8 protein-coding genes are annotated in these 11,093 nt (G+C 39.5%); all 8 read left to right on the top strand.

Annotated features, from left to right (window positions below):
• The first annotated feature begins 63 nt into the window (after nt 1-63).
• Nucleotides 64-855, top strand: coding sequence for a hypothetical protein (locus G1O98_RS18425; RefSeq protein ID WP_163930348.1), 792 nt, complete (start codon nt 64-66; stop codon nt 853-855).
• A complete protein-coding gene (locus tag G1O98_RS18430; RefSeq protein ID WP_163930350.1) occupies nt 852-2,438 on the top strand; it encodes a TrbI/VirB10 family protein in 1,587 nt (528 codons plus the stop codon). The genes G1O98_RS18425 and G1O98_RS18430 overlap by 4 nt, the downstream gene beginning before the upstream one ends.
• Nucleotides 2,435-3,166, top strand: coding sequence for a hypothetical protein (locus G1O98_RS18435; RefSeq protein ID WP_243458473.1), 732 nt, complete (start codon nt 2,435-2,437; stop codon nt 3,164-3,166). Before G1O98_RS18430 ends, G1O98_RS18435 begins: the two co-directional genes overlap by 4 nt.
• Nucleotides 3,163-4,377, top strand: coding sequence for a hypothetical protein (locus G1O98_RS18440; protein ID WP_163930354.1), 1,215 nt, complete (start codon nt 3,163-3,165; stop codon nt 4,375-4,377). The genes G1O98_RS18435 and G1O98_RS18440 overlap by 4 nt, the downstream gene beginning before the upstream one ends.
• Nucleotides 4,378-4,405: 28 nt before the next feature.
• Nucleotides 4,406-6,193, top strand: a complete 1,788-nt coding sequence (locus G1O98_RS18445) for a type IV secretion system DNA-binding domain-containing protein (RefSeq protein ID WP_163930356.1) — start codon at nt 4,406-4,408, stop codon at nt 6,191-6,193.
• A gap of 108 nt (nt 6,194-6,301) precedes the next feature.
• Nucleotides 6,302-6,805: a relaxase/mobilization nuclease domain-containing protein gene (locus tag G1O98_RS18450; RefSeq protein WP_163930358.1), complete on the top strand. Its 504-nt coding sequence runs from the start codon at nt 6,302-6,304 to the stop codon at nt 6,803-6,805.
• Nucleotides 6,806-6,833: 28 nt separating this feature from the next.
• Nucleotides 6,834-10,124 (top strand): DUF3854 domain-containing protein, encoded by a 3,291-nt coding sequence (locus tag G1O98_RS18455; RefSeq protein ID WP_163930360.1) that lies wholly within the window; start codon nt 6,834-6,836, stop codon nt 10,122-10,124.
• 12 nt (nt 10,125-10,136) lie between these two features.
• Nucleotides 10,137-10,979, top strand: a complete 843-nt coding sequence (locus G1O98_RS18460) for a hypothetical protein (protein WP_163930362.1) — start codon at nt 10,137-10,139, stop codon at nt 10,977-10,979.
• Nucleotides 10,980-11,093 lie beyond the last annotated feature (114 nt).

Raw genomic sequence — 11,093 nt, forward strand, 5'->3', positions numbered from 1 at the left:
AATAGCTATATTAAGAGTTCTCTATTAAGAGTTAAGAGTTCCCTCTTCAGCAATAATCTAACAATGTTTAATACAAAGAATGGTACAAAGGCAAAACCAGAGCCGTTACAGCTTCTGCAATATAACAAATCTGTCCCAACTAGAATCGGAATAATTTCACTAGCTGGATTTTCGATGGCTTTGTTCTCTTTATTACTACAAATCCTTAATTATGGGGCAGTCAGTAGTTTAGGTAAAAAGCAGTTAGCGCTAGTGCAATTGTCATCAGGAGAATCAGTTGTTGCCCAAGCAGTAGAACCGAATGAACGCTCCGATGAAGTTATTAAAAAATTTATTTCTAACACATTTATCAAGATGTTTAACTGGGATGGAATTGTTCAAACTTTTAATGAAAAAGGAGAACCCATTACTAAACAAGATGCTGGTATAGATGTAGGTAGAACTGAACGTTCTAATGGCAGAGTAACTACTTCTTCTTATGAAGCTGCTTATGCAATCAGTGAAAAGCATGATTTTCGGACAGCATTTTTGCGTAAGCTAGCTCAAATGACCCCAGCAGGGGTATTTAACGGTGATACACAAGTATCTTTGATTCCCCGCTTCATTTCATCACCTCGCAAAATTAAAGATGGTCAATGGTCAGTAGATTTAGTAGCTACTCTCGTTACTTTTACAAGAGTTGATAATGCAGGCAAAGGTATACCCTTTAACAAAACTATTACTGTAGAAGCCATTAGTACACCGCAAAACATCCCTAATGATACTACTGCTCTGGCAAAGAAAATATATCAAGTCAGGCAAGCTGGATTAGAAATTACGCAAATCGTCGATTTAAATTTGGCTAACAGACAATGACAAATACTCAGATTAATAGCTCATCAACTGTAGATGATTTTCTCCAAATAGATGATGACTTAAAATCTTCAGCAATGAGTTCAGATTCCAGCCCAAGGGAAATTACGTCAGAGGGAGAATTAGATAATTCATCAGTCACAACTAAACATACAGTAATTACTTCTCCCTGGTCAAGATTGTTGGTCATAGCACTCCCTTTTGGATTGACCTTCCTAGCTATATTTTGGCTGCTGAATGGAATTTTTAATCCTGATAACCGCGATACTACTAAAACTATTGAAGAACCAAAGTCTTCAGGAAATAAAGAACAAGTTGAGCAAACAGATGGGGATGTTTACGCTAAGTTAGCGCTGAATCAGCAAGAAGATGAATTAAATAAGATTAATCAGAGTAAGCAGGAAGTTAAAGTTAATAATAAACCTGTGAGTGTTGCAGCTTCACCACCAACACCAACAGCTAGACCTGTGGCACAAACACAAAGTTATAGCCCTAGACGATATTACGTTCCGAGTAGAACTAACCCGACTATTTCATCACCACCTCGTAATCAAACATTGCCAAGAATTAGTAATCCTGTTAGGACTGTTACGCCGAAAACAGAAACGCCAACAGACGTGATAGCTGAATTTAATCGACTTCGCAGCTTAGGATCTTACGGAAAAATCGCTTATACACCTACTTCAAATAACCAGCAGATATCAACAGAGGCGACATCCTTTCAAACACCGAATACAACACTTCTGAAAGTACAGCCACCCAATAGTGCTTATACAACACAGCAAACACGCCCTAACTTCTCTAACAGTACATCCACAGAAATTGAGAAAATTCGCCCTCGTTGGTTAGCCGATTCTAAATCTGATAAACAAGTAGCAGATGGTAATTACTTGTCTCAAGAAAACCAAATTCTGCAACAGCGTAAAACTCGCTATTTAGTCGTTGGGGAATTCGCAAATGGTGTTTTAGTGACTCCAGTGGTCAAGCAGCAAAGCGAAAATACTCGCTTCCAACAACAGCAAAATCCAGATGATAGTAAACGCTATGTTGCTAGATTAACGGCTGATTTGCATGACAACTATGGAAATGTGGCAATTCATAAAGGCACTTTATTGGCCGTTGAACCCCTACAGGTTAATGGTGGCTCTTATGTAAGTGTGCAAGTCACCAGCATTATCAAAGATAACACTGAGTACCCAATTAGTAGCGGTGCAATTTCTGTACTAGGAGAAGGCGGGAAACCGTTGTTAGCTAAACAGTTCCAAGATAAGAAAGGGGGAGGTTCTGACTTGACTGTGGGATTAGTCAGTGGTTTGGGCCAAGTAGGAACAATCCTGAATCAATCTGATTCCAGTAGCAGTGTAATTAATTCTGCTACAGGGACATTTAGCTCTAGCACGACTTCAAACAGCCAGCGCAATATTGGCGGGGCATTCTTACAAGGTGCTTTTGGCAAGCTTAGTGACATCATTGCTCGTCGTGCAGAAACTTCTAACCAAGAAATCACCGCTCGTCCCAATGTTTGGTATATCCCACAGGGGACGAAGATTACGTTTTTGGTGAATCGTTCTCTGGAGTTGCCATGAAGAAGTTAAAACTCATGACAGCGCTCCAGCTTGGGGTTGCTGCTTTTTTGGCAGTGTGTCTAGTTCCAGTCAAAACCTATGCTCAAAGTACAGTCCGCACTATAAAGCAATCTCAGGTTAGTGGCAGTACTGCCAAGCTGCAAAAAATTAAGGTCTGGAATGGCTCAGGCGTATCAATTTCATTTTATGAAGTCAATGAAATGGTAAAGCGGGTGTGGATTGACGATCCCTCGCAAGTTCTGATTGACACTGATGGTTGTTTAGAGGGAATCGACCAGAACTGTCAAAACAGTAGTGCTGGATTACTTCACTTACGCCGGATTAAAAAGCTTCCGGTTCCAGGACTGCCGCAAACAAGTGCAACTTTGCTTACAGTGATTACTCAAACTGCTTCTGGCTCGCGCAAAGTTTACCACTTTCAAGTTACCCCATCTAATTCCCGTCCTGAATATAGTCAAGTGTCAATTATTAACGACAAGCCATTTTCTCTAGTAGCTCGACCGAGATTATCGCCCTTAGTACAAACTATCAATACCATAAAACAAATCAGAGCGGGGATGAGAGTAGCGATTAGTAATGGTTTGCTCTCTTCATCTGATGAACTTCACAATCGGATTGAGCAATTCTTGACTCATTTTCAAGGTGGAGAGCAAATGCCTGATGCTGCTGATAAAGCTGGTGTTTCACTTAAATTAGTTAACAAATTAATTGAGCTTGGACAAATATGAAAACATCAAAGCGTTCGCCCAAAATTAGTTTTGACACGATTCGCTATTTAATATTGTTTGGGTTGCTAGCAGGATTGTTTATTCACAGTTTTTGTAAGTATGGAATCATGAATCAGGTAATTGGATTTATACTGCCCAAAGCATCAGCACAAGTCCCATTTGTTAGTAGCAAGAATGGCTTGATTCCAGACTGGTCAAAAATGAAGTTTCAAGACATGATTGTATCTGAATCTGGTAATGTGACTTACCCAACTGACCGAGGGAATCAGACTAGAACTTGGCAAGCTGGACAAAGTATTGGCGATTTTATGGAGCTTGGGGATTTTGAAGATGCCAATCTGAATATTGAAAAGCTTACCCTTTCGACGATATCTCAGGCATTAGCTATTGATTTAGATAGTTTAAAGCTTGATGATTTTGGAATAATCAAAACTCAAACCCTTAGCGATTTAGTCAAGGCTATACCTGATTTAGCTAATCAATCAGCCAGTAGTGTAGCACCAATAGCTGACTTTTTTCGCCAAATGGGTATCAGCACTAATCAAAGAATTGGTAACGTTGCTAATTATTACAATTTAGATAATATCACTCTCGGCAATGAAATTGATTTGTCTAAATACAAGCTGACATCGATTCCGGGGATTGAAAACTCATCATTTGATGAATTTGCTAATTGGCAAGATACTCTCATTTCAGACATCCCCGGATTGAAGGATTTATCTTGGAATAATTTTCCTAATGTGCCAGAGCCGGATCTTTCTTTCGTTGGTCAAGTAGATTTGCCATTGGGAGATATAGAAGCTAACCGGATTCGCAGCATTTCTGGCAGTTATCAAGAGGGTTTTAATGTCCCTTGCAATCAAAATAATTGCGTCCACTTTGAAGCTTCAGGTCTTGGTCAGACCACTGGAGCGCAATGGATTTCGGGTAAAGTCCAAAAAGTAAAAGGTGGCTATGGAATTTTAGCTGTAGCTAATGGTGGTCTTGAGCCAACAGGTCGTCATCCCTTTGGTAAATCATTTAAACAAGTGGTGTGGGATATAGATGAATCGAGCGGTTCCGTTAACACTGCTATGTTTTTCCGTTTTTGCAAGACTATTCCTTTTGTTGGTCGGACTTGTACTCCCTACTTTATTGGGCCAGTTCCGTTTATCAATTATCACGAAAAAGACCCAATTATTTTTGGTAGTCCCTCTACTGTTCCTAATTAACTATTCTTAATTCCTGAATTTTTGCGTGATGAGCAATAATTTGACTACTTATAGAAACAACCAACCATTTCATTTTGAACAGTTACAAAATCCACATAGTGACATTGGTAAGTACACTCATCATTTATTTAAACCAAGTGGATTAGCAATTATAAGTATGTTGGCTGCTTACATTTTAATGAGAGTATTTTTTGGCGATGGCAGTAATAAAAAGAAGATTGCGACTAGTTACTGGGGAGGTACTAAAGAAACTGCTGCTGCCAAGAAAAAGGCGCTACAACAAATAAATTCACCCAAATGTGATAGTGCTGCACTTTACATAGGTAAGCATAAATGCAAGGGTGCTAAACAAGAAAGTGGCGCTGGCACTACTTTTTATATTCCTGATGTTCAACGAGGAACGGCGGCAATTGGCGCTCCCGGTAGTGGTAAAACTTTCAGTGCTATTAACCCCGCAATTTACTCTGCCATTGACCAAGGATTTCCGATAATTGCTTATGATTTTAAGTATCCCTCTCAAGCCAAAATAGCTGCTTACGCTAAGGGTCAGGGCTATGATGTTCACATTTTCGCCCCAGGATTTCCAGAATCGGAAGTTTGTAATCCATTGGACTTTTTACGAGACAGTAGTGATGCTGAAACAGCTAGGCAAATCGCTACTGTAATTAATAAAAACTTCCGCATTCTTAGTAATAGTAATGAAGATGGTTTCTTTGCTCCAGCAGGGGATCAGTTGACACAAGCTATCTTGATGCTGACTAAAGAGTTTGGCGAATGCGCTGATGTTATGACTAGTGCCGCCATCCTTTCTTCTGAACTTATGGTGCAAAGATTGATAGCAGCTAATCTCAATCCTTGGATTAAAATTGCCTTTGGTCAGTTGTTCAGTTCCGCCGCAAGTGAAAAAACTGTTGCTGGCATTGTATCTACCGCTAGCATAATGTTCACTCGCTTCATGGCCAAAAATACTATTGGTTGTTTCATTGGTAAGACTACTCTTCCCTTATCAATCAAAGGTAAACAGATGATTATCTTCGGGCTAGACAGAGAACGTCGGGACGCAGTTAGCCCTTTGCTCACCAGCATTTTACACATGACAATTGCTCGGAACATTGCTAAAAAGCGTCTTGATCCTCTTATAGTTGCACTCGATGAACTGCCTTCTCTGTACTTACCAGACTTATTCAAATGGCTGAACGAATCACGCTCTGAGGGGTTCTGCGGTATCCTGGGCTGGCAGAATATGGGGCAGCTTGAGAAAAACTATGGAAAGGAAGTTGCTAAGACTATTCTTGGGGCTTGCGGGACTAAGTTTGTTTTCAATCCTGGTGAAAATGAGTCTGCACAATTATTCTCCAGTTTCTTGGGCGATGAGGAAATCAAGTACAAGCATAAAAGCCGTTCTACAGGCGGGGGAAAAGCAAACACTACTACTAGTGAGCAGGAAAAAACTAAAAAACTCTTTGAGTCAGCCCAGTTTTTGAAGTTGCCTCCAGGTAAATGTGTCTTCATTAATCCTGCTTATTCTAATAAAAATGAGGGGTCGGTTCCTTTGCTAAAATCTCTCAAAATCCCTCAAGCTATTCGAGATATTGAAGAATATAACCAGCAGAGATGGACTAACATTGTCAGCCTTTTAGCTCGAAAAAGTACTCAGAAATTTCCAACTCAGCAAGACTTAGATATCCGAATTGCTAATATCAACAATCGTTTCCCTTTATCTCAAAATTCTCCAGAAGTTTCTAATAACTCTTTGCCATTGGATATATCTGAGGTTAGTTCATTGATTGATCTTGAATCAAATGTTTTTATTTAAAAGAGTCATTAACGAATTGTAGATGGGTATAAATCCTCCTTTACATTACCCCAGTTAAAAGTTCCTTGTTCCCTATTTCCCTTTCATTAAGAACTTTTCCTTATGCGAATGATTATTGAAGAATCTGCTATTGAGAGTTTTAGTATCCTTGAAAAAATAGCATGGAATCGAAAGACTTGCTCAGTCAGCTTTTTAGATATTCATGCTGAGACTTCCGAAATCATTGCCAGTTTTCAAGCTCTCTCTTATCGAAGGCCAAAACTTAAAAAAGTTGGCATTTATACCATAATTACTTTAAAAAATCTTCATCAGCCTCTGACAGAAGAATCTTGCCAACAAATTTTAAATCAATATGTTCATGGTATTGGTTGGGATGATTTACAGTTTATTAGCTTTTTGGAAATTACACCTGATTGTCTTCATTTACATATTATCTTTAATCGCGTTACTCCGTTAGGGAAACTTATTGATTTAGCCTGCGTGGGAGCTGATTGGAAACAATATGAAATCCTCCAAAGATGTTGTTCTCACGCTGTGCAAAAATCTTTATCTCAATGGTATCAAGAAAAACTGAACTCATCGCCAAGAGGTGGCATGAAAATATCGGTATAAAGATTAAAAATTCTCAACTAATAGTCTTATGTTTGATGAACGACATTTACAATTGAGTTCTGCTTATGCCAAAAGCAGTGAATACTTTGCCAGAGCAGTGATAGCTCCTTATCTAAAATTTGTATTGGACTCGATAGGGTTAGCAATAGATGATGAAATAAATAAGAGATTAAAATTGTCAATTGGTCAAGAAGCTTATGTGATGACTCCTGATGAAAATGGTGGTTGGAAATGGCAGAAATTTGACCCGCAAACCGAGGAATCTATTCAAGCAGAGTTTGAAGAAATTGAAAAATTATTAACAGAATTATTAACTCCGCTTTTACCATTTGATGATGAATTTCCACTTTTACCACCGGATAATACAGATCCACTTTTGCCTGGCTCTAATACACCTCCTAAATTATCCCCCAGTGATTCACCTCCGATTTTACCGCCGTCTGGTACACCTCCATTTTTGCCCAATTCTGCTACACCCGTTGAACTAGTAGTTATACCAAGCGTTCAAGAGGCTGACTCAACAATTTGGGCTGGCGTTGCAGAGGAGCAGGGGAGCAGAGGAGCAGAGGAGTATAGGAGCAGAGAAGAGGAAGAGCAAAGAAGTGAAGAAGGAATTTGTACAAGTTTTCTCCCTCCTGCCCAAAAGCCTCCTTCTCCCGTGCCCCTCTGCCCCTCTGCACCCCTGCCTCTTCTGACATCACGCATAGATCCAAACCACTGGCAAGAATTAGTCGAGGAAAGTGCGATCGCTCCAGAAATTGTCGAGCTTAATTTTAAGAGCTTACACTTAGACCCAATAGAACTTGAGCATGAAGCATGGGAATATCTCATGTACAGCAAGAATTTAGAACGTATTAATACCGGACGACTATCTACTGGAATGCTCAACAAATATTCTCACCTTGAGGATGGGGGCTGGTGGTGTAATGCTGGTGTAGATCCTCGTTCTTTTTCAGCAAACGAGCCGGGAGATAAACCCGCTCAAAAAATATGGGGATGCTACAAACCTAATAATCCGAGAGAAAAAGCCGATAACAGAGGCAAGTTTATCAAATACGAACATCCCCCGAAAGTTGAATTAAGCATCTTCCTGTTGGATGTTCCCCAAGATATCGCTCAACAAATTTATTCTAAAGCTGGAGTTGAACCAAGTATTAGCGATCGCAAATCGGGGTTTTGGTACTGTGTGTGGAAACATAATGTTCCAGTCACACTCGCCGAAGGAGCCAAGAAGGCCGCTAGCCTATTGAGCCAAGGTGAAGCAGCAATTGGATTACCAGGGATTTATGCTGGCTATCGTAGTAAGGATGGGCTGGGGAATCAAATTGTGCCCATATTACATGATGAATTGGCAGTTTTTGCTACCCCAAACAGGGACATCAAAATTTGCTTTGACTATGAAACTCGGTATAAAACTAAGCGCAACATTGATATCGCTACATACCGTACTGGTCAACTTTTATCTGATGCTGGCGCTCAGGTCAGTATCGTTGAATTACCAGGCCCAGAAAAAGGTGTAGATGATTTGATTGTTGCACAGGGCGCGTCAGCTTTGAGGCAAGTGTTTATTGCATCTGTCCCCCTGAATGATTGGTGGGAGAAAAATCAGCCACCCGATTTACGCCTAACAGTCTTTCTGAAAAATGGTGAACAGATCCATCTTTATGAACAACTTGGTGATGGCACTGTTAATCTAAATCCGTCAAGAGAAAGTGTGGAAGAAGAACAGACAATTGCTCTTTTTGGAAAAACTCGTTCCAGTTCCAAGTTGTCAATCATACAACCAACAGACCTAATTACAACCCCAGAAAGTTCATCCCAAAATATAGGAGGGCAAGTAATAGATGCTGAAGTACTTGCCGATGAAAGTAAAGAAAAAGTTGCTCCTGCTCAAAACGCTTCTCTACCTTTAAAGGAGGTATCGGTTCACTCCTTTGATTCTTGGGCAAGAAGAGAACAGGTTAAACAATACCAGCAGAATTTTTTCAGAAAGCGTTTAGAAGCTAGAGAAAATAAGGAAATTGCTTCTGTAGCTTATGCCCTTGTGAAGAATTATGGTGTTGAAAAAGATGGTAATTTAGTTTATCAGGCTGATGCTTTTACTATCATAAAATCCGGCAATAATTACAGTATTCATCGCCGCGCTGACGAAACCTTGGCACTAATGCAATTTTATGCCGATAAATGGGGAGCTATCACTCTGTCTGAGCAACCTAAAGATATGTTTCCAATCGAAAGGCAGGAGTTTTTGTTAGTTGCTGATTATCTCAAAAGTGGCAAACAACTACCTTCAGTCGATGAAGACCCCAGGAAGATTGCTAATACCCTTGGTTCACTCTCCCTTAATGGTACGCACACAATTTTAGAGAGCTTTAAAACTTCTGAAATCTTGCAAATCCTCACTCAAACTCTAAAAAGGACTGGTTGTGATGATTTGGAGTTGGGCAATTACCGTATTCTCTACCAGAAAAGTCAACTTGATACTACATCTACTCTGCAACTTCTGAAAACTGAACATACTGGTGTTACAAGAGTTGCTGCCAGCTTTGAATTCAGCAGAACAGATTCAGGTATGACACATCAACTTAAGACTCTTGCTATTACTGAACAAGACTTAGCTAAACTCAGATTACTTGCTCAAAAGTTGGATATTCAACAACCTGCCAAGGAAGCAACTGCCAATCCTCATGCTACCCGTGATATGGAAGTGCCTATTCACCCGAAAATTGCTAAACTTTGGCAAGACTTAGAAAATAGGCAACAAAAAAGTAATTCTGTTCCTTACACAGCAGCACAGGTTGAACAAAATTCTCTTTCCCCGGACTCTACGTTTGACCTAGCTAGCAACTCTCAAGATATCAATTTGCAGCCAGCCAATACAGCAGTAGCTAAACCAATCAAAAAAATATCTACTTTTCAACATCAATTAAGCAAATCTGACATCGAGAGCATTCCTTTACCCCTTCATCCTTTGCTTGGTCAATACTGGCAAGAGCTAGAAGATAATCATCGATGGGCTGATATCGCAAAACAGGAGAATGCTGAATTTCGTTTAAAGATTCAATCCAATGGCAAACTCTCCATTGGCGAACAACGTGAACTTTATAATAAACTTTTAATCCATAGTGTTGTTGAGCAAAGCGCCAAAGGATTAACTGATATTTCCCTTCCCCCACTAAATGAAATTATCCAAGATTTGATATCTGTCCGTAGCAAAGTCATCCATAATACCTACAGCCCAAAAGTTGAAGTATATTCCCAAAAATTTAAAAAATCACATCATAAGGCTCAATCTAATTCTGCCGAAAATGAACTGTAAACTACATTAGCCATGTATTCTAACCAATCATCTAATTCACTTCAAGAAACAGTCAGCAATATCAATTGTGACAGTGGCCTTTCTAACAACATGATGGCTTACAGACTAGCACTATTTCTGGAGAAACATCCACCGTCGTTACAATCAACCACCACATTGGATGCATCTGAGCGAGAAAATCTCCAGTCAGAACTGAGAACAACCTTATCTCAAAATGTCCAAAATATTGAAAACTACAGGCAAAATCTCAAACAGAAATATTACACAGAGTATTTAAATAAATTTGCTGTAACTCAACAGTCATCTGTTGCATCTCAACCAGATAACTCAGCAAGAGTTGAAAACTTAATTGCCCAGAAGAAGAATACATTCCTCCAACAGATATTTGAATCGGGAGTGCAAAAATTACCTTTAGGTCAGAGGGTCAGCAAAGATGAAAGGGAGCAAGAAGCTCTTAGCAAGGAGGAAGACAACATAAATAAATCTAGAGAAAACAATGTCTCACCAGCTATTGATATTACTGAAAAATCTCTTATTAAAGCAGTCATGAGAACTGTCATGACAATGGGCAAGGATACTGAACAAGGACGCATTTATGAAGGGATAGCCTACAGATTGCAACTATTTATTAAAGAAGGAATGCAACTTCTCAGCGTTCACAGAAAAACTGGTAATCCCGAAACAGCTTTTACAGCCTATAAAGATGACTCTAATGAGTTTCAAATTACACAAAATAACCTTTCATACTCAGAGACTAATCGACTCATTGCCTTTGATAAACAGCAAACAAGACAACAGCTTACATCTCAGCCTAATCATATTGATAAAGATAATAGCACTGAGCTTGGTGACTAAGCCCCTTTGGGGACTGTGGGAGGTGTCGGGAGTTAGTCCAGGGCAAACGCATCTTATTTACTAATAAAAACTAAGGGAGATTCCAAAATGACATAGATAATTGTAAAAATCGGT

This window comes from Nostoc sp. UIC 10630 (assembly GCF_010747425.1).
Taxonomy (GTDB): Bacteria; Cyanobacteriota; Cyanobacteriia; order Cyanobacteriales; family Nostocaceae; genus Nostoc.